General features: G+C 69.5%; 15 protein-coding genes. 12 read left to right on the plus strand and 3 right to left on the minus strand.

Annotated features, from left to right (window positions below):
• Positions 1-108: 108 nt before the first annotated feature.
• The gene (locus Q8Q71_RS07575; RefSeq protein ID WP_154725696.1) at positions 109-345 is read left to right on the plus strand and encodes a hypothetical protein; all 237 of its coding nucleotides are present in this window, start codon (positions 109-111) and stop codon (positions 343-345) included.
• Here Q8Q71_RS07575 and Q8Q71_RS07580 read toward each other — a convergent pair.
• From Q8Q71_RS07580 to Q8Q71_RS07590, 3 genes are all read right to left on the minus strand, one after another.
• On the minus strand, positions 303-1,001 hold the full coding sequence (locus Q8Q71_RS07580) for an RNA polymerase sigma factor (RefSeq protein ID WP_305758987.1): 699 nt from the start codon (positions 999-1,001) through the stop codon (positions 303-305). The genes Q8Q71_RS07575 and Q8Q71_RS07580 overlap by 43 nt on opposite strands.
• Before the next feature lie 366 nt (positions 1,002-1,367).
• Positions 1,368-3,746 carry a cation-translocating P-type ATPase gene (locus Q8Q71_RS07585; RefSeq protein ID WP_154725698.1) on the minus strand — a complete coding sequence of 793 codons (2,379 nt, stop codon included), beginning with the start codon at positions 3,744-3,746 and terminating at the stop codon, positions 1,368-1,370.
• Positions 3,747-3,767: 21 nt separating this feature from the next.
• Complete coding sequence (locus tag Q8Q71_RS07590; RefSeq protein ID WP_305758988.1) at positions 3,768-3,974, minus strand: isoprenylcysteine carboxylmethyltransferase family protein; 207 nt, start codon at positions 3,972-3,974, stop codon at positions 3,768-3,770.
• Between the two features lie 632 nt (positions 3,975-4,606).
• On the opposite strand from Q8Q71_RS07590, the gene Q8Q71_RS07595 reads away from it, so the two are divergent.
• The 11 genes from Q8Q71_RS07595 to Q8Q71_RS07645 all read left to right on the plus strand — a co-directional run bounded on the left by Q8Q71_RS07595 (position 4,607) and on the right by Q8Q71_RS07645 (position 19,300).
• On the plus strand, positions 4,607-5,578 hold the full coding sequence (locus tag Q8Q71_RS07595) for an HlyD family secretion protein (RefSeq protein ID WP_292072298.1): 972 nt from the start codon (positions 4,607-4,609) through the stop codon (positions 5,576-5,578).
• A 4-nt stretch (positions 5,579-5,582) separates the two neighbouring features.
• Complete coding sequence (locus Q8Q71_RS07600; protein ID WP_305758989.1) at positions 5,583-7,289, plus strand: ATP-binding cassette domain-containing protein; 1,707 nt, start codon at positions 5,583-5,585, stop codon at positions 7,287-7,289.
• Positions 7,286-8,380 carry an ABC transporter permease gene (locus tag Q8Q71_RS07605; protein ID WP_154725701.1) on the plus strand — a complete coding sequence of 365 codons (1,095 nt, stop codon included), beginning with the start codon at positions 7,286-7,288 and terminating at the stop codon, positions 8,378-8,380. Before Q8Q71_RS07600 ends, Q8Q71_RS07605 begins: the two co-directional genes overlap by 4 nt.
• Positions 8,380-9,483, plus strand: a complete 1,104-nt coding sequence (locus Q8Q71_RS07610) for an ABC transporter permease (protein WP_154725702.1) — start codon at positions 8,380-8,382, stop codon at positions 9,481-9,483. The genes Q8Q71_RS07605 and Q8Q71_RS07610 overlap by 1 nt, the downstream gene beginning before the upstream one ends.
• A gap of 17 nt (positions 9,484-9,500) precedes the next feature.
• A complete protein-coding gene (locus Q8Q71_RS07615; protein WP_154725703.1) occupies positions 9,501-10,538 on the plus strand; it encodes an NAD(P)-dependent oxidoreductase in 1,038 nt (345 codons plus the stop codon).
• A gap of 157 nt (positions 10,539-10,695) precedes the next feature.
• On the plus strand, positions 10,696-11,640 hold the full coding sequence (locus tag Q8Q71_RS07620) for a ribose-phosphate pyrophosphokinase (RefSeq protein ID WP_154725704.1): 945 nt from the start codon (positions 10,696-10,698) through the stop codon (positions 11,638-11,640).
• 770 nt (positions 11,641-12,410) lie between these two features.
• Positions 12,411-13,643, plus strand: coding sequence for a TolC family protein (locus Q8Q71_RS07625; RefSeq protein ID WP_305758990.1), 1,233 nt, complete (start codon positions 12,411-12,413; stop codon positions 13,641-13,643).
• Positions 13,640-14,953, plus strand: coding sequence for an efflux RND transporter periplasmic adaptor subunit (locus Q8Q71_RS07630; RefSeq protein WP_305758991.1), 1,314 nt, complete (start codon positions 13,640-13,642; stop codon positions 14,951-14,953). Before Q8Q71_RS07625 ends, Q8Q71_RS07630 begins: the two co-directional genes overlap by 4 nt.
• Positions 14,950-18,099 carry an efflux RND transporter permease subunit gene (locus tag Q8Q71_RS07635; protein ID WP_305758992.1) on the plus strand — a complete coding sequence of 1,050 codons (3,150 nt, stop codon included), beginning with the start codon at positions 14,950-14,952 and terminating at the stop codon, positions 18,097-18,099. Before Q8Q71_RS07630 ends, Q8Q71_RS07635 begins: the two co-directional genes overlap by 4 nt.
• Positions 18,096-18,473 carry a copper-binding protein gene (locus Q8Q71_RS07640; protein WP_305758993.1) on the plus strand — a complete coding sequence of 126 codons (378 nt, stop codon included), beginning with the start codon at positions 18,096-18,098 and terminating at the stop codon, positions 18,471-18,473. The genes Q8Q71_RS07635 and Q8Q71_RS07640 overlap by 4 nt, the downstream gene beginning before the upstream one ends.
• Positions 18,474-18,838: 365 nt before the next feature.
• Positions 18,839-19,300: a cytochrome c gene (locus tag Q8Q71_RS07645; RefSeq protein WP_292128226.1), complete on the plus strand. Its 462-nt coding sequence runs from the start codon at positions 18,839-18,841 to the stop codon at positions 19,298-19,300.
• Positions 19,301-19,355 lie beyond the last annotated feature (55 nt).

Genomic DNA, 19,355 nt, shown 5'->3' on the forward strand with positions numbered 1-19,355 from the left:
CAGGGCGCCACCGCGACCACGACCACGACGAGGAGCGCCAGAGCGAGCAGGGTTTCCATCACCAGGTCGCGCTTCAGACGTCCGACCGCGCCGGAAGTCCTTGGTAATGTGACGGGCGCTGGCGAGATCCGGGGCCAGGTGGACGCGATTTGCGGCCGCCAGGACCAGCATGCGCGCGAAGATGAACAGCTTGCCCGCCAGCACGGGCCGATGCGCGTCCGCCTTGGCATGAAAGGGACGGCCGGCGACGCCCTGGCCACGGTTCATTCGCAAACCCCGGGCGAACGGGATTACGCCCTGGACTATGCGGCGTCGCATGGCGACCGGATCGAAGTCGATGTCTGATGCTCCAAAGTCCCGGCCCGCGTCGCGCGGGCGGTGGCCGCGGCCGCCAGGGCGCAGGGCTCCGGGCAGGCCTGGCAGTGCGCCAGCATCTGCCGCCGCAGCGCGGCGCGGCCCCGGTGCACCCGCACGCCGACGTTGTTGGCGGTCAGTCGCATCTCGCCGGCGATCGCCGCCAAAGGGACATCTTCCATTTCCGCCTTGCGCAGCAGGCGAGCGGTTTCCGGCGGAAGCTCGGCGAGGGCCTGCGCGAGACAGTGCAGCGCGCGGTGGACGTCGGCGTCAGTTCCGTTCCCCTCGTCATATCGGGGCTCGGCGTCCAGGGCGTTCGCCAACCGGGCTCGAGCCGCGTTTCGGCGGTAACGATCGAACAGGGCGTTGCGCAACGCGATCCCGAGCCAGGCGTCCACCTTGCCAGAGTCGGTCAGCCGGCCCGCCGCCAGGGTCACCTTGAGAGCGAATTCCTGCAGGACGTCCTCGGCGTCTTCGGGCGAGCGCAGCCGTTTGACGAGGTAGCGCAAATGCGTCGGACGATCCTCGCGCAGACGGCGCTCGACGAGGCGGCGAATTTCAGCCGCCGGCGTCGCGGAGGCGGCAAGCCGGGGGTATGTGGACGGTGTTCCCCGGCTGGAAGCGGTGACGAGGCTCTGTAAACTCATGGTTGGTCCCTTGCATGAAGTCAGGGAAGATTCCTGAGTAAGCAACGTCTAGATTTGTGCTGAATCAAGTGCTTAAAAAGATTCCCTTCGACTCCTGTTTTGTTGAGGGATACGGAGCGGCGATGCGTATAGACATCCGCTTCACCCGGTTTCCACCAGCCGATGTCGTCGGATGCCCCGCCTGCTCTTTCCGCAGGAGGTTCCCCGTCAAGCCAAACCGGCGCCGGGCGGTGTGGCGGATCAGCTCCGCCCGGACGACCTCACCGTCCGCCGAACCGCTGGAGCATCTCCGGCTGGAGGAGCCGCCCTGTCCGCTGCGGCGCTCAGCGGGCCTCGGTCACCAGGGACAACGCGGTACTGGCGAAGCTAGATCGGCGCCGCCCCTGACGTAGCGGGCTGCCGGGCGCCCATGCCGGCGCCGAGCCGCAGCCGTTTGAGCATCAGCGCGTTGACGGCCACCAGCACCGAACTGCCGGACATCGACAGCGCGGCGATCTCGGGGCTGAGGGTGAAGGGATAGAGCACGCCCGCGGCCAGCGGGAAGGCGATGACGTTGTAGCCGACGGCCCACCACAGGTTTTGATGCATCTTGCGCAGGGTGGCGCGTGACAGTTCGATGGCCTTGACCACGTCGGCGGGATCGCTGCGCATCAGCACCACGTCGGCGCTCTCGATGGCCACGTCGGTCCCGGCCCCGATAGCGAAACCGACGTCGGCCTGGGTCAGGGCCGGGGCGTCGTTGACGCCGTCGCCGACCATGCCGACCCTGTGGCCTTCGCCCTGGAGCTCCTTGATCTTGAGCGCCTTGTCCCCGGGCAGGACCTCGGCCAGCACGATGTCGATGCCCAGTTCGTCCGCGATGCGCCGCGCCGTGCCGAGGTTGTCGCCGGTGATCATGGCCACCTTGACGCCCAGGCCCTGCAGCCGGCGGATGGTGGCCCCGGCGGTCGGCCGCACGGCGTCGGCCACCGCGATCAGGCCGATGACGCGGCCGTCGCGGGCGATGTGGACGACGGTGCGGCCGGCGCCCTGCAGCCGTTCGGATTCCGCGGCCAGCTCGCCGAGCTCGACGCCGTTGTCGGCCATCAGCATGCGGTTGCCGGACAGCACGGTGCGCCTGTCCACGGTCGCCCGCAGCCCCTTGCCGCCGAAGGATTCGAAGCCGGTCGCCGCCACTTCGGGGAGCTCCTTCGCCCGTTCCAGCACGGCCTTGGCGATATGGTGTTCCGACCCTCGCTCGAGGGCCGCGGCCGTGATCAGCAGGTCGGTCTCGTCCACCCCGGCGGCCGGGGTGACCTGGACGACCTTCGGCGCGCCGAGGGTCAGGGTGCCGGTCTTGTCGAACACGATCACATCCAGCTTGACCGCATCCTCGAGGGCGGCGGCGTTTTTGATCAGCACGCCGTGCCGGGCTCCCAGCCCGGTGCCCACCATGATGGCCATGGGCGTGGCCAGGCCCAGCGCATCGGGGCAGGCGATGACGAAGACGGTGATGGTCAGGGTCAGGGCGAACAGCAGGGTCTGGCCCAGGACCCAGAACCAGATTCCGAAGGTGAGCAGGCCGATGACGATGGCCGCCAGCACCAGCCACTGGGAGGCGCGGTCGGCGAGCAGCTGGGCGGGGGCCTTGGAGTTCTGCGCCTCCTGCACCAGCTTGACGATCTGGGCCAGGGCGGTGTCGGCGCCCACCCGGGTGGCGCGGTAGCGGAAAGCCCCCGTCTTGTTGATGGCGCCGCCGGTCACGGCATCGCCGACCCCCTTCATCACCGGCAGGGATTCGCCGGTGAGCATGGATTCGTCGACCTCCGATCCACCGTCCTCGATGACGCCGTCCACGGGGATGCGGCCGCCCGGCCGCACCACCACCCGGTCGCCGACCAGAACGGCGGAGGTCGGGACCTCGACCTCGACGCCGTCGCGCAGCACCCGGGCGGTGGGCGGCGCCAGGTCCATCAGCCTGCGAATGGCGTCCGAGGCGCCGGCCCGCGCCCGCATCTCGAGCCAGTGCCCCATGAGAATGAAGACCAGCAGCAGGGCCGAAGCCTCGTAGAAGTCCGGCGCGTCGTAGAGGAAGGTCGCTCCGACGCTGAACAGATAGCCGGTGCCGACGCTGAGCAGGACCAGCACCGCCATATTGAGCACGCCGCGACGCAGCGCCCGGACGGCGGCGATGTAGAAGGGCCAGCCGGGGTAGAGGATGGCGGCGCTGGCCAGAACGAACAGCAGGGGCTTCAGCGGCAGGCCGAACGGCGGCGCCACGCGCATGAAGTCCATGCCCATCGGGGCGAGGAAGAAGATCGGAACGGTGAAGCCGAGCGCGATCAGGAAGCGGTTGCGCATGTCCCGGGCCATGGCCTGCATGTCCATGCCGGGGCCGTGCCCCATCTCGGCCATGTCGTCGGGACCGGCTGCGGCGCCGTGCCCGGGGCGAGCCGCATGATCGTCGGGAGCGGCAGGGGCCGCCGGATGGCGGGGGTGCGCGGCGCGGGCGTCCACGGCGTCCTCATGCGGGACGCAGACGTGTCGGGGCACGACCTCGCCCCGGCAATGGAAGCCGCAGTCCCGCACGGCCTGTTCCAGTTCGGCCTGGCTGAGACGGGCCTCGTCGTAGCGCACCGTGGCGGTGGCCGAGCCGAAGTTGGCGGCGGCGTCCAGCACGCCCTTCAGACCCCGCAGGTGTTTCTCGATCACGAGCGGATCCAGCGGGGTGCGGAATCCGGAAACGTCGATGGTGGTGGTGCGCATCAAGAAGAACTCCGGTGAAAATCAAACTTCAGGCCGGGCGGGCCGGAACACGGGACCGAGTCGGGAGAGGAACGCCGGCGTCGCCCGCCGGTATCCGGCCCAGGCCGGGCCGAAGCGGGCGGCGGTTTCGCGCTCCTCCTCCACGGCCAGGCGCCAGTACAGGACAACGAGCGCTGGAAACATCGCCAGGGTGAGCAGCCTCGGCCACTGAAGCAGAACGCCGATCATGATCAACACGAAGCCGGCCTACTGCGGGTGGCGGATGGATTTGCACGGACCGGTCGTCGTCAGCCTGCCCTCGCGTTGGGCGCGATGAAGCACCGGCCAGGCGGAGATGAGCCAGAACTCGCCGCGTGAAGACCCGGCCGATCCCGGGGGAATTGGAGGTCATGCGAGGCCCCTTCCGTTCTGAACACCGTCCGCCGTCTGACGCCTCACCCGACCGATCATTACCGACGCGGAAGGCCGACGGTCGTAAGACCCGCCGGTCGCCGGCGTCAGACCCTGGGCCATCAGGTCATTGTCCGATCAAGGATCCAGTCGTGGCAAGCCGTTCATCGTCGCTCCCAACAGCGGGCCTCGACCTGCTAATTCGGCGTCTTCGCCAAGGGGCCGGGCGGACTGGCGCCCTGTCTGCGCGGCCGGATCGAGACGCACACCGCGGGGCCCCCGGCTGGCGCGATCATGTCCGACGAAGCTTGGGGGGACTTCGGCGCCGGATCTCCTCTCCCGGCTCGAAGCGCGGCTGCCCCTTGCGCACAGCCGCCGTCGCGGGCGGCTTCCGAGGGCGTAAGCAATCCTTCCACCCGGCGTCTTCAGGATCAGCGCATCGAACAGGCGAGCGCGTCCGGAGGCAGGATGTGAGGATTCAGGGGCGACGTCTGACGGTGCTGGTCGCTGTCGGCCTCATTCTGGTCGCCGCCGGCTCCGCCGTCGCCTTCTGGCGGCTGCAGACCGCTCCGGCGCCGGCCCAGGTCATCTACGGCAGCGGGCGGATCGAGGTCGACGAGGTGCGTGTCTCGTTTGAGCTGTCCGGCCGTCTACTGCAGAACCACGCCCTGGAAGGCGCCCCGGTTCGGGCCGGAGCCCCGCTGGCCTCCATCGACCCGTCCGACGCCCGTCTGCTCATGAATCGCGCCGCCGCCCAGCGCGCCGCCGCCGGGCAGACCGTGGCCCAGGTGAGCAGCCAGATCGATCTGGCCCGCCATCACGCCGCTTCGGCCCGGGCGGATCTGTCGCGCTATGAGGCGCTCGCGCGTGAGGGCTATGTCACGGCCCAACGCCTCGACGTTGTCCGCAACGCCCATCAGGCCGCCGTGGATCAGATCAGCCTGCTTGAGGCGCGTCGCGGCGAGGCCGTCGCCCAGGCCGAGGCGGCGTCCCAGACCCTGGCCCTGGGCCGATCGCAGCTGGTCAGGACCCATATCGCCTCGCCGATATCGGGGGCGGTGCTGGAGCGTCTCGCCGAGCCCGGCGAAGTGATCGTCGCCGGCCAGCCCGTGGTGGTGCTGGCCAATCTGTCTCGGGTGAGGCTGCGTGTCTTCGCTCGGGAGCCGGACCTGGGCAAGGTCCGTCTGGGGGCTCCCGCCAGGCTGCGGGTTGACGCCTTTCCCGGCCGGGATTTCGCGGCGCGCGTGGCCCGGGTCGACGCCCAGGCCCAGTTCACCCCCCGCGATATTCACATGCAGGACGAACGGGGCCGGACCGTCTACGGGGTCACTCTGGAGGCTGAAAATCCGGACGGGCTGCTCAAGCCCGGCATGCCGGCCGATGCATGGATTCTGTGGGACGCCTCCGCCGGCTGGCCCGACCGTCTCGCCGTTCCGGAGTAGGGGGATGGCCGAGGCTGTCGTCGAGGCCCGCGGACTGGGGCGCCGATACGGCGCCCGTAGCGTGCTGGAGAACATCGATCTCGACGTCCACGCCGGGCAGGTGTTCGGCGTGGTCGGCCCCGACGGAGCGGGCAAATCCACCCTGCTGCAGATGCTGGCCGCCATCCTGCGCCCGAGCGCGGGGACATGCCAGGTTCTGGGGCGCGACGTCCGGCGCGATCCGGCCGGGGTGCAGGCGCGCGTCGGCTACATGTCGCAGGGCTTCTCCCTGTACGATCGCCTCACCGTCGCCGAAAACCTGGCCTTCGCGGCGGACATCCGCGACGTCACCGGACCGGACCGGGCCGTGCGCGGCGCCGAGCTGCTCCGCATGGCCGGGCTGGACCGCTTTCAGCACCGCCGCGAGGGACAACTGTCGGGGGGCATGCGCAAGAAGCTGGCCCTGTGCGCCAACCTCATGCACGAGCCCCCGCTGCTCATCCTCGACGAGCCCAGCCTGGGCGTGGACCCGCTGTCGAGACGGGAGCTGTGGCGAATCCTCGACCGGGCGCGAACCGAGGGCCGGACGATCGTGTTCGCGACCTCCTACATGGACGAGGCCGACGCCTGCGACCGCGTCCTGCTTCTGCGGGATGGAAAGCCCCTCGCGCTTGGAGCCCCGCAGGAGTTGCGACGCGACGTGGCCGGGCAGGTCTACAGGATCACCGGTCCGGCCCTGGACCGGATCGAGGCGGCGCTCGAGACCGACGTCGGCGTGATCAGCTTCCAGCGCCGCGCGGGCCGGGAAGTGCGAGCGCAGGTCCGGGACGGGTCGAGGCTGGCGCCGATCGAGGCGGCCGTGGCGGAGGCCGCCGTTCCCACCATGGAGGACGTGTTCACCTTCGCCTCGGCGCCCCCGCCCGCGCCGCCTGGCGCGGCCTCCGCCGCGCCCCCGCAGCCGCCGCCGCCGCGCATCCGGAATGACGTGATCGTCTCGCGCGGCGTCAGCGTTCGGTTCGGGGATTTCAAGGCTGTGGACGATGTGACGATCACGGTCGCCGAGGGGGAGATCCTCGGCCTGCTCGGCCCCAACGGCGCCGGCAAGACCACCCTGATCCGCATCCTGTGCGGGCTGCTCTCGCCCGGGGAGGGGACCGCCGAGGTGGCGGGGTTCGACGTGGCGCGCCAGAGCGAGGCGGTGCGCGCGCGCATCGGCTACATGTCCCAGCGGTTTTCCCTCTACCCCGACCTGAGCGCGCGCGAGAACCTGACATTCTTCGCGCGCGCCTATGGCGTGCCCCGATCCGAACTGCACGGCCGAATCGCCTGGGCCAGTGCGCGCGCCAGTCTCGAGGACGCGGGGGAGGGCGCGGTGCGGGACCTGTCCGGGGCCACGCGCCAGCGGCTGGCGCTGGCCTGCGCCATCGTCCACCGGCCCAGGGTGCTCTTCCTCGACGAGCCGACCTCCGGGGTCGACCCCCTGTCCAGATTCCGGTTCTGGCGCCTGATCGCGGCCCTGGCCGCCGACGGCGTGGGGATCGTCGTCACCACCCACTACATGGAGGAGGCCGCGTTCTGCGATCGTCTGGGGCTGATGATGGACGGCCGGCTCATCGCCCTGGGCCCGCTGACGAGGCTGACCGACGAGCTTCGACTCGTGACGCCCGATGTCGAGGCGGTCTTTCTCGGCTTCATCGAGCGAGAACGCACCGGGCAGGGGAGGGCGGCGTGAAGGCGCGGCGCGTTCTGGCCTTCGCCCGCAAGGAGGTGCTGGAGATCTCGCGCGACCGCTTCACCATGGGGGTGGCGCTGCTCATGCCCCTGATGATGCTGTTCCTGTTCGTCTACGGCATATCGCTGGATGTCGACCGGGCGCCGCTGATCGTGGTGGACCATGACCGGACCGCCGCCAGCCGGGAGCTGCAGGCCCGGTTTCTCAACTCGGGATATTTCATCCTCCAGGCGGCGCCGGAGGACGAACGGTCGGCCGAACACGCCCTGATGCGCGGGACGGCCCGGGCGGCCCTGTTCATCCCGCCGGGCTTCTCCGGCCGCCTTGGACGCGGCGAGGACGCGCCCGTGCAGTTCGTGGTCGACGGCACCTACGCCAGCACGGCGGCGATCCTGTCGGCCTATGGCCGGGCCATCCTCCACGCCTATCCGGAGGAGGTGCGCCTTCCTCTCAGGCCCGAGGTGCGCGTCTGGTACAATCCGCAACTGCGCAGCCGCAACTTCATCGTACCGGGCCTGTTCGCGGTGATCCTCATGGCCTTTCCGCCGTTGCTCACGGCGCTGGCCGTGGCGCGCGAAAAGGAGCTGGGCACCATCGCCCAGATCTACGCCTCGCCCCTGACCGGGAGCGAGTTCATCGCCGGCAAACTGCTGCCCTACGCCGTGATCGCCTATGCGGAACTTCTCCTCGTCGTCTTTGGCGGGGTAGTCTGGTTCGAGGTGCCCGTACGGGGAAGCGTGGGGCTGCTCCTCGCCGTGGGGCTTCTCTACGTTCTTTGCACGGTTTCCATCGGACTGCTCGTCTCCACCCTCGTGCGCACCCAGCTGGCCGCCATGTTGACGGCCCTGATCGTGACCCTGATGCCGGCCTTCCTGTTTTCCGGCTTCGTCTATCCGCTTTTCACCATGCCGCCGGCGTTTCAGGCCTACGCCTCAGCCCTGCCCACGCGGTATTTTCTCGAGTTCTCACGCGGGGTCGTGCTGCGGGGCGCGGGGCTCGGGGACCTCTGGCCCAACGTCCTCGTGTTGGCGGCCTATACCGCGACGGTGTTCGCGCTCGCCGCCTGGCGGTTCCGCAAGAGGATCGCCTGATGCTGTCCGGCCGTCTCGCGGGATTGATCACCAAGGAATTCGCCCAGTTTCTGCGCGACCCGGTGATGCTGTTCGTGGTGATCTTTCTCTACACGGCCGAACTGGTCATGTGCACCATGGCCCTGGGTTTCGACGTCCAGCATCTCAAGCTGGCCGTGGTCGATCACGACCGCTCCGCCGTCAGCCGCGCCCTGATCGAGGAATTGACCACGGGCGACAATTTCGTGCTCGCCGATCAGTTCACCAGCCTGCGCGAGGCGGAAGACCGGCTGCGGCGCGGCGCGCTCGACGTGGTCGTCGAAATACCGCCGCGCATGGGCGCCCGGCTGGCCGCCGGACGCCCGGCGTCGTTCGGAGTCGTGGTCGACGGATCCAACGGCAATGTCGCGGCGCGCGCGCGCGCCTATGTGATCGAACAGAGCGCCCGCTTCGTGGAGAGCCGGCGTCCGGCCGGGGATCGGCGGGCCGCCGTCCGGCCGGAAGTGCGGGTCTGGTACAATCCGGACCTGACCAACACCCGGTTCATGGCCCTGTCGATGCTGGCCCAGGCCGGTCTGATGCTCGGCGTGGTCCTGCCGGCGGCCGCGATCGTTCGGGAAAAGCAGGAAGGCACCATCGAGCAACTTCGGGTTACTCCGATCCGCGCCCACGAATTGTTCATCGCCAAGATCACGCCGACCCTGGTGATCTGCACCGGCGCGGTGTTTCCCGCCCTGGTCATCATGACGCTGATGGGCGTGCCGATGCGGGGCGACGTGTTCATCCTGCTTATTCTCACGGTCGTCTACCTGCTGAGCGCCGTCTCGCTCGGCACCTTTGTGGGCGCCATCACCCAGACGCTGCAGCAGGCGATGCTCGTGGGCTTCTTCGGCCTGTTTCCGCTTCTCTTCCTGTCCGGGAGCATCGCCCCCATCGAGAGCATGCCGCCGTGGCTCCAAACCGCCTCGCTGGCCAGTCCCCAACGCCACTATGTCGAGATTGTATCGGGGCTGTTCCTGAAGGGGGCGGGACTGGCCGAACTGTGGCGGCAGGCGCTGGCCTTGGGGGCCATCAGCGGCGCTATGTTTCTGAGCGCCTGGCTGGTCTTCAGGCGCCGCTGGTAGGACAGGGAGGGCCCGAAATGAAGATCGTGATTTTCGAAACCGAGCAGTGGGAGGCGGCCGCCTGCGCCCGCCTCGCCGGGCCCCATGCCCTGGCCTGCACTCCGGAACCACTCCGCCCGGACAACGTCGCCCGCTTCGCCGATGCGGAGGTGATCAGTCCCTTCGTCCATTCGAACCTCGGCGCCGCCGTTCTGGCCCGCATGCCCCGGCTGCGGCTGATCGCCACCCGATCGACCGGATACGACCATGTCGATCTCGCCTATTGCCGAGAGGCCGCAATCACCGTTTGCAATGTGCCGGACTACGGCGATCATACCGTCGCCGAGCACGTCTTCGCCCTGCTGCTGGCCTTGTGCCGACATATTCCGGAGGCGACGGAGCGGGTGCGCCGGGGCGATGTCCGGGCGCGGGACCTCCGCGGGGTGGAGCTTACGGGAAAGACCCTCGGCGTGATCGGCGCCGGCCGGATCGGTCGCCGCGTGCTCCAGATCGCGCGCGGCTTCGGCATGCGGACGCTCGCTTCCGACCCGTCTCCGGACGCCGCAGCGCGAAAAGATCCCGACTTCCACGCTGTTTCATTGCCGGTGCTTCTCGCCGCCTCGGACGTGATTTCGCTGCACGCCCCGGGCGGCTCCGGCCTGCGCCTGTCGGATCCGGAGTTTGCACTCATGAAGACCGGCGCCCTGCTCATCAACACGGCGCGCGGCGGAGCCGTCGATCCCGCCGCCCTTCTTCGCGCGCTCTCGTCGGGCCGGCTCGCGGGCGCCGGCCTCGACGTCATCGCCGAGGAGCAGGCGTTTGGCGATGAGGCGGAGATCTTCCGGCAGGACGCCCAGGTCGACCCCGCCCGGCTGCGCGCCTTGCTGGCGGATCACGCCCTGGTTCGGCTGCCCAATGTCCTGGTCACGCCCCACATCGCCTACAATACCCAGGAGGCGGTCGACAGGATCATCGAGACCACCCTTGGCAACATCGAAGCCTATGCCGCGGGCGCGGCCCGGAACGTGGTGACGGCGGTCACGCCGGCCTCACCATCGCCGGGGGGGCCGACCTGAGCGTCGTCGGACATGCGGTTCCGACCGCCGGAGCCGCATCCTTCCGCGCTCGCCGACACCCGCTTTCGCGATCAGTCCGGCGCCGCAGTAAGATTTCACGCGCGCCTGCGTCTGTCGGAGAGCCTGCCGGCCGTCCGCCGGTCCATCGGAGGTTCTCGTGCGACTGATCGTGCCGCTGCCTGGAAATGAGGCCTTCGCCGAACGGCTCGCCACGGCCGGCGGGTTCGAATTGGGCCGTCTCGAAACCCGGCGCTTTCCGGACGGGGAGAGCTACGTCCGTCACCTCTCGGATATGGCGGGTCGGACGGTCGATCTGGTCTGCAGCCTGGCCCGCCCGGACCCCGGCTTTCTGAGCCTGCTGTTCGCGGCCGACGCCGCGCGGGATCTCGGCGCCGCGCAGGTGAGCCTGGTCGCGCCCTACCTCGCCTATATGCGCCAGGACCGGCGGTTCAAGCCCGGAGAGGCGGTCACCTCGCGCCCGTTCGCGCGTCTGCTGTCCGGGGCGTTCGACCGGTTGATCACGGTGGATCCCCATCTGCACCGCTATCCGGATCTGGCGGCGCTGTACGCCATTCCGACCGCGACGCTGCATGCGGCGCCCGTGCTGGCGGACTGGATCGCGGCCGAGGTTCCGGATGCCCTGATCATAGGTCCGGATGAGGAGAGCGAACAATGGGTCGCGGCCGTCGCCGCCAGGGTGGGAGCCCCGCACATCGTGTTGCGCAAGATCCGCCGGGGCGATCGCGAGGTCGAGATCGTTCTGCCCGATCTCGGCGCCTGGACCGGCAGACGGCCTGTGCTGATCGACGACATCGCCTCCTCGGGTCGGACCCTGATCGAGGCTGCGCGACGGCTGCAGGCGCAGGGCCTGAAGCCCCCGGTCTGCGTGGTCGTGCATGCTGTGTTCGCCGATAACGCCTTCGAGGAACTGGCCCGGATATCCGATCAGGTGGTGTCCACTGACAGCGTGCCGCATCCGAGCAACGCCATCTCCCTGGCGCCGCTGCTGGCGTCGGCGCTGCGTGAACCTGACGCAGCGGGGCCGGCCCGCCGCCGCCGCAGGTCCGAGTCCGGCGCCGTGACCACCGAGGGTCCGGGATGAACATCTCGCAAGGGAGAGGCGAATGAGACGCGGACAGTGGAACCTGGTTCGTTCCCACTTCATCGGCGCCCGGAGGCTCGCCCGGGCGAGCTTGCGGCACGGCCGCAGATCCCTCTCGTTCGGAATGTCAAGCCGGGGTTTGAGCGGAGCGCTCGCCGTCTTGACACGCCGGAGAGCGAAGCGGAACGTCGATGGCATGTGGCGCATCGTTCGCACGCTTTTGTTCGCCCTCGCCCTGGCTGGCTCCATCGGCCAGGCGTCGGCGTTCGCCGCGCCCCAGCGGCCGGGCGTGACCGCAGACGCCATGGCCGCCATGCCGGATTGCGCCGAAATGATGATGCAGGCAGGCGCCGAAGGTCCGGCGCCCTGCGATGACTCTGGGCCCCACTGCCTGGGCCTCGCTGCCTGCGCGGCAGTCGCGGTTCCTCTTCCGTCCGACGCGGGCGTCACGGCCCGGCCGTCGGCGCCGCATCGCCAGCAGGTCGCATTGAGCGCCGATGACACCCGTGCAGGGGAGCGGCCGACGCCCCTGGGCGACCCTCCCAAGTCTCCGGCATAGCCCGACTTCGCTGACCATGGCCCGCGCTCGCGTGGGCGGTGATCGAACGACTAGCATCCCGCGTCGCACCAAGGTGATCGACGCGGGGCTCGAGGACATTCCCATGAACTCCGGCTATCGGACGGCTCCAGGCCGTCACATGTCGAGCGCCGCGGTCGATCCCGATCGCGGAAAATCACTCCAGTTGGCCAGGATCGCCCCCAGGGGAACGGTGGCCGCTGCCGCGGCCGCCATCGGCTTGTTCGCCGCCATTGGCATGCCCGCTGCGGCGGAGCCGATGACTTTCGACGAGGCCCTCGCGCTCGCCGCAACCACCGCTCCGCAGCTGCGGGCCAGCGCCCTCGGCGTGGAGGCGGCCTCGGCGGCCTCGGCGGCCGCGGGTCGGCTCCCGGATCCACAGCTCCGGTTCGGAATCGACAACCTGCCGGTCTCGGGCCCCATGGCCGGGCGGTTCGGCGACGACGAAATGACCATGGCCCGCATCGGCCTCATGCAGGAGGTCCCCAGCCGCGCCCGGCGACGGGCGGAACGCGCCATGGCGGAGGCCGACATCGACGTGGCCGCCGCCGCCGACGCGATCGCGCGCCGCGAGGCGCGGGTGGCCGCCGGCGTGGCCTGGCTCGATCTGCACTACGCCGGGCGCCGGCTCGCGACGCTCGAGGAGGTGCTGTCGGCGCTGGAGCCGCTCTGGGAGGCCGCCCCCGCGGGCGTGGCCGCCGGAACGGACCGGCCGGCCGGCGCCCTGGCCCCCGTCGTGCTGCAGGCCGCCCTGCAGGACAGGCACAGCAGGCTCATGGCCGATGTGGCGAGGGCGCGCGCCGAACTGACGCGCTGGACGGGCGACGCGGACCCGGCGGCGAGCGGGCCGGCTCCCGACCTCGAGATCGACCCGACCGGTCTGAGGGCGGGTCTTGAGCGCCTTCCGACCCTGCAGGCCTGGCGGGCGGCTGGAAGCCGCGCCGATGCCGAGGTCGCCCTCGCCCGATCGGGGCGACGGCCCGATTGGGCCTTCGAGGTCAGCTACGGTCGCCGCGATCCGATGTTCGGAGACATGCTGTCGGTGGGCGCCAGCGTCCGTTTGCCGCTCTTCGCCAATCAGCGCCAGGAGCCGCTGATCGCCGCCCGCTCGGCCGACGCCCTGGGCGTCCGGCTGGAGCGCGAGGCCGCGGCGCGCGAACTGCGCGCCTCCCTGGACGCCGACCTCGCCGATCTCGCCGCACGCCGCGACCAGTGGGTCCGGTCGCGCGATGTCATCGTCCCGGCCGCCCGCCAGCAGGCCGATCTGGAAACCGCCAGCTACGCCGCCGGGCGGGCGGGCCTGGCGGATGTCCTGAACGCCTTCACCGCCCTGGCCGACGCGCGTCTGGAAGCCCTCGACCGCGAAGCCGCCGTTGCTCGCGACACCGTCCGCATCACCCTCGCCTACAGGAGCGACGACCAATGACCGGTTCCAACCCTCGCGTCGCGCTCGTCGCGGGCGCTGTCCTGGTCCTCGGCGTGGGCCTCGCGGCCGGCCTGATCGGCCGCCCCATGCTGGAGCGTGCGAATGGGGCCGCCGCCGGCCAGACCGCATCCACGGAGCGCGAGATTCTCTACTGGTACGATCCGATGCTGCCCAATGAACGCTACCCGGGTCCGGGCCGCTCCTCGATGAACATGGAGCTGATCCCGAAATACGCCGACGAGGCGGACGGCGCGCCCGGCGTGCGCATCGATCCCTCCCTGACCCAGAATCTCGGCATGCGTCTGGCGACGGCGCGCCGGGCGTCGCTGGAGGGCGATCTCAACGCCTCCGCTGTCATCGACTACAACCAGCGCGACGTGGCCATCGTCCAGGCCCGCGCCGCCGGTTTCGTCCAGCGAGTCTACAGCCGCGCGCCCGGGGACGTGATCGCCGCCGGCGCCCCCCTGGTCGACCTGCTCATCCCGGAGTGGGCGGGGGCCCAGGGCGAGTATCTGGCCGTCCGCCGGACGGGTGACGCGGCCCTGATCGAGGCGGCCCGGCGGCGGCTCCTGTTGCTCGGGATGTCCGAGGCGTTGATCGTCCAGGTCGAACGGACCGGACGGCCGAGGACCACGGTGACCATCGTCAGTCCGTCCGCCGGCGCCATCCGCACCCTGGGCGTTCGGGCCGGGATGAGCGTCACCCCGGGCATGACCCTGGCCGAGATCAGCGGACTGTCGACGGTCTGGCTGAATGCCGCCATACCCGAGCTCCAGGCGGGCCGGCTGCGCCTTGGCCAATCCGTCGAGGTCGCGCTCTCGGCCTTCCCCGGCGAGCGGTTCAGCGGACGTCTGACGGCGCTGCTGCCCGAGGTTTCCGGGGACAGCCGCACGCTCACGGCGCGCATCGAGATGGCCAATCGCGCGGGACTCCTGCGGCCCGGCATGTACGGGCAGATCACCTTCGGCGGCGGCGGCGGAGAGGTGCTGGTGGTTCCGTCCGAGGCCGTGATCCGAACGGGCGAAAGAACCCTCGTCATGCTGGCCCTGCCCGAGGGGCGCTACCAGCCGGCCGAGGTCCGGACCGGACGGGAATCCGGCGGGATGACCGAGGTCGTGGCCGGGCTGGCGGAGGGCGAACGCCTCGTGGCCTCCGGTCAGTTCCTGATCGATTCCGAAGCCAGCCTGTCCGGGATGGCGGCCCGGGCGATTTCGGGCGAGCGCCCGGCTGTGCCTCCGGCTTCACCCGCCACGCCCCCTGCGCCGGCCGCGGTGAACGGGCACGCCGGCCACGGTGGAGCCGCGCAATGATCGCCGCCCTCATTCGCGCCTCCGTTCGCGCTCGCTTTCTTGTGCTCATGGCCGCCGTCGCCCTGGCGGCGGCGGGCCTCTGGGCGGTGCGGACGACCCCGGTCGACGCCCTGCCGGATCTGTCCGACGTCCAGGTCATCATTCGCACCAGCTATCCCGGGCAGGCGCCGCAGATCGTCGAGAACCAGGTCACCTATCCGCTGGCCACCACCATGCTGTCGGTGCCTGGCGCGCGCACGGTGCGCGGCTACTCCTTCTTCGGCGACAGTTTCGTCTACGTCCTGTTCGACGAGGGGACCGACCTCTACTGGGCGCGGTCGCGGGTTCTCGAATACCTGAACCAGGTGCAGGCCCGCCTCCCTGAGAGCGCTCGTCCCGCCCTGGGTCCGGACGCCACCGGCGTCGGCTGGGTCTATGAATACGCCCTCGTCGACCGCTCCGGCCGCCACGACCTGGCCCAGCTGAGAAGCCTGCAGGACTGGTTCCTCCGATATGAGCTGAAAACCGTTCCAGGCGTGGCCGAGGTGGCCAGCATCGGCGGCATGGTCCGGCAGTATCAGGTGGTGCTCGACCCCGTCCGGCTGGCCGCCTATGGCGTCACCCACCAGGCCGTGGTCGAGGCGATCGGGCGCGCCAACTCGGAGACCGGCGGGTCGGTGCTGGAGCTGGCCGAAGCCGAATATATGGTCAGAGCCAACGGCTATCTGACCAGTCTCGATGACTTCCGTGCCGTCCCCGTCCGCACGGCGGCGGGCGGCGTGCCCGTCACCCTCGGCGACGTCGCCACGGTTCAGGTCGGTCCCGAGATGCGGCGCGGGATCGCCGAGCTGAACGGCGAGGGCGAGGTGGCCGGGGGAGTGGTCATCCTGCGCTCGGGCGGCGACGCCCGGGCCACCATCGCCGCCGTCGCCGACCGGCTCGAGACCCTGAAGGCCGGATTGCCTCCCGGGGTCGAGGTGGTGACGACCTATGACCGCTCGCAGCTCATCGACCGCGCCATCGCCAATCTCAGCACAAAGCTGATCGAGGAGTTCATCGTCGTCGCCCTCGTCTGCGGTCTGTTCCTGTGGCACGCCCGGTCCGCCCTGGTGGCCATCCTGACCTTGCCGCTCGGCGTGCTCGCCGCCTTTCTGGTCATGAACCTGCAGGGGGTGAACGCCAACATCATGTCGCTGGGCGGCATCGCCATCGCCGTGGGCGCCATGGTCGATGCGGCCGTAGTCATGATCGAGAACGCCCACAAGCATATCGAGCGATGGGAGCATGAGCACCCCGACGAACCACTCGCGGGAGAGATCCGCTGGAAGGTGATCACCGACGCAGCGGCGGAAGTCGGTCCGGCCCTGTTTCTGAGCCTGGTGATCATCACCCTGTCGTTCATTCCGGTGTTCAGCCTGCAGGCCCAGGAGGGTCGGCTGTTCGCGCCGCTGGCCTTCACCAAGAGCTACGCCATGGCGGCGGCGGCCATTCTTTCGGTCACCCTGGTGCCGGTCCTGATGGGCTATCTCATCAGGGGGCGCATCCCCGCGGAGCAGTCCAATCCCGTCAACCGATGGCTGACGCACATCTATCGCGGCCCGCTCGACTGGGTGCTGCGGCGACCGCGGACGACCCTGGCGATCGCTGTCATCGCGTTCGCCACCACGGCCTGGCCGCTCAGCCAGATCGGTGGCGAGTTCATGCCCGCCATGGACGAGGGCGATCTGCTCTATATGCCGTCCGCCCAGCCGGGTCTGTCGGCGGCGGCGGCGTCAGCGCTGCTGCAGAGGACAGACCGGATGATCCGCACCATTCCCGAGGTCGCCACCGTGTTCGGCAAGGCGGGGAGGGCGGAATCCGCCACCGATCCAGCGCCGCTGGAGATGTTCGAAACCACGATCCAGTTCAAGCCGCGCGACCAGTGGCGCCCCGGCATGACGCCGGAGAAGCTGGTCGAGGAGCTCGACCGCGCGGTTCAGGTTCCGGGCCTGGCCAACGTCTGGGTGCCGCCAATCCGCAACCGCATCGACATGCTGGCGACCGGCATCAAGAGCCCCATCGGCGTCAAGGTCTCCGGGGCCGATCTGGCCGTGATCGACCGCATCGCCGGCCGCGTCGCCGAGGTCGCGGGGGATGTGCCGGGGGTGAGCTCGGCGATCGCGGAGCGCCTGACCGGCGGCCGGTATGTGGATGTCGATATCGATCGCGCCGCCGCCGGCCGCTACGGGCTCACCATCGCCGATGTCCAGTCGATCGTCGGCGGCGCCATCGGCGGCGAGACCATCGGTCAAACCATTGAGGGGGTGGCGCGCTATCCGATCAGCGTCCGCTATCCCCGCGAACTGCGCGACAATCCCGAACAGCTGCGGAATCTTCCGGTCCTGACCCCGGCGGGCCAGCAGATCACCCTGGGCGCGGTGGCCGAGATCCGTATCGCCGATGGGCCGCCGATGCTCAAGTCCGAGAACGGACGGCCTTCAACCTGGGTCTATATCGACGTGCGAGGCCGGGATCTGGCGTCGGTGGTGGGGGACCTGCGGCGGGCGGTCGCTGCGGAGGTCGATCTCGGTCCCGGGGTGAGCATCGCCTACTCCGGCCAGTTCGAATATCTCGAGCGCGCCGCCAACCGCCTGAAGATCGTTGTGCCGGCGACGCTCGCGATCATCTTCCTGCTGCTCTACCTGACCTTCGGCCGATTCGACGAAGCCGCCCTGATCATGGCCACGCTGCCCTTCGCCCTGACCGGGGGCGTATGGATGCTCTACCTGCTCGGCTTCAATCAGTCGGTCGCGACCGGGGTGGGGTTCATCGCCCTGGCCGGCCTGTCGGCCGAGTTCGGCGTGGTGATGCTGATTTACCTCAAGCACGCGCTCAGGGATCGGGGGCCCCACCCTGACGCCCTGCAGGTCGAGGAAGCGGTCCGGGAAGGCGCTCTGCTCAGGGTTCGGCCCAAGGCGATGACCGTGGCCGTGATCCTGGCGGGCCTGTTCCCGATCCTGATCGGCCACGGCGCCGGCTCGGAGATCATGAGCCGGATCGCCGCGCCCGTTATAGGCGGCATGATCACGGCGCCTTTGCTGTCGATGCTCGTTATCCCCGCGGGCTATCTGCTGCTGAGACGTCGCAGGTTCCGTTCGACCCCCGTCCTTCGAGGAGACACACAATGAAGCGCCGTATAATCCTGCTGACCGGTATCACTGCCGTTCTGGCCGCCTGCGGTCAGCAGGCGGAACCCGTAAGCCCGGCGATCCCGATGGCCCAGCCCGGATCACCGACGGTTGGCGCGGGTGGCGCCTCGACGCCGCCGACCGCCGACGCCACGACCGCAGACGGCGCGGGCGTCATCACAGCCGTGGACCCGGCGGCGGCGACGATCACCATCAACCACGAGGCCATCCGTTCAATCGGATGGCCCGCGATGACCATGACGTTCAAGGCTTCGCCGGCTGTGTTGCGGGAGGCCGCCGTCGGTGACCGCATCCAGTTCGATCTGACAGTACGGGACGGAGCCGGAGAGGTGACGGCGATCTACCCTCACTGATCCCCGGAGCGTCATGCGATGAGGACGGTCCATCGATCAGGTTGGAGGATGGCGCCGGGCCGGCCACCGATGTTGTGCCCAGCTCAAATGGCGGAACCGGTTCGGCCCGTCTGCCCCATGCAACGTCCTGCGTTGTGGAGGCGACGATCTTTTCACCCTTGCCGGCATGCGGAGCATGCTTGCCGGCGTGCTGAGCATTGAGCCGACGGAAGACGTAGAAGCCTCGCTCTACCAAGGCCCTCACCAGGTCTTCGGGGTCAGGTGAGTCCTGGACGGAAGGCGGGGTCTGCGCGCCAGCGAGGACGACATTTTTTCACGGAGTTTCCGCTCCCGACAAGCATCGAAGGTCCAACGGGTGCGCCACGATGACATTGATCGAAATCAATGCCGGGCGCTTCGTCGAGGATCAGGCTGGTCGAATGTGCGGTATGGAGAGCGTCTTGAGGTTGATCGCGATTGCTGCCGTGTTGATGCTGATGGGATGCACAGCTGGTCCCGAATATCGCGAAGCTGCTGGCACGGCTGACGCGGCGAAATACTATCCCAAACCGGCTGTGGACCTCGCCTCGGCGGCGCGGGGGCGAGCGCTCGTGCAGAGCCGGTGCGCGGCGTGCCATTCCGTCGGGCCGACCGGCGAAAGCCCGGTGGCGGGCGCGCCCCCGCTGCGTCATCTCGGAACCCGTTATCCCGTGACGGATCTTCAGGAAGCCTTCGCCGAGGGCCTAACCAACGGACATCCTAAGATGCCGGAAATCACCCTGGAGGGCGACCAGATTACGGATCTGATCGCCTATCTTCAGGACGTCCAGAACCATTCGAGACCTTAGCCGGCCGGCAGCCGTTCAGGGAGGCGGCGCGGTGAGGACCACGCCAGGAGGGCCA

It is taken from the genome of Brevundimonas sp. (genome assembly GCF_030704825.1).
Classification (GTDB): Bacteria; Pseudomonadota; Alphaproteobacteria; order Caulobacterales; family Caulobacteraceae; genus Brevundimonas.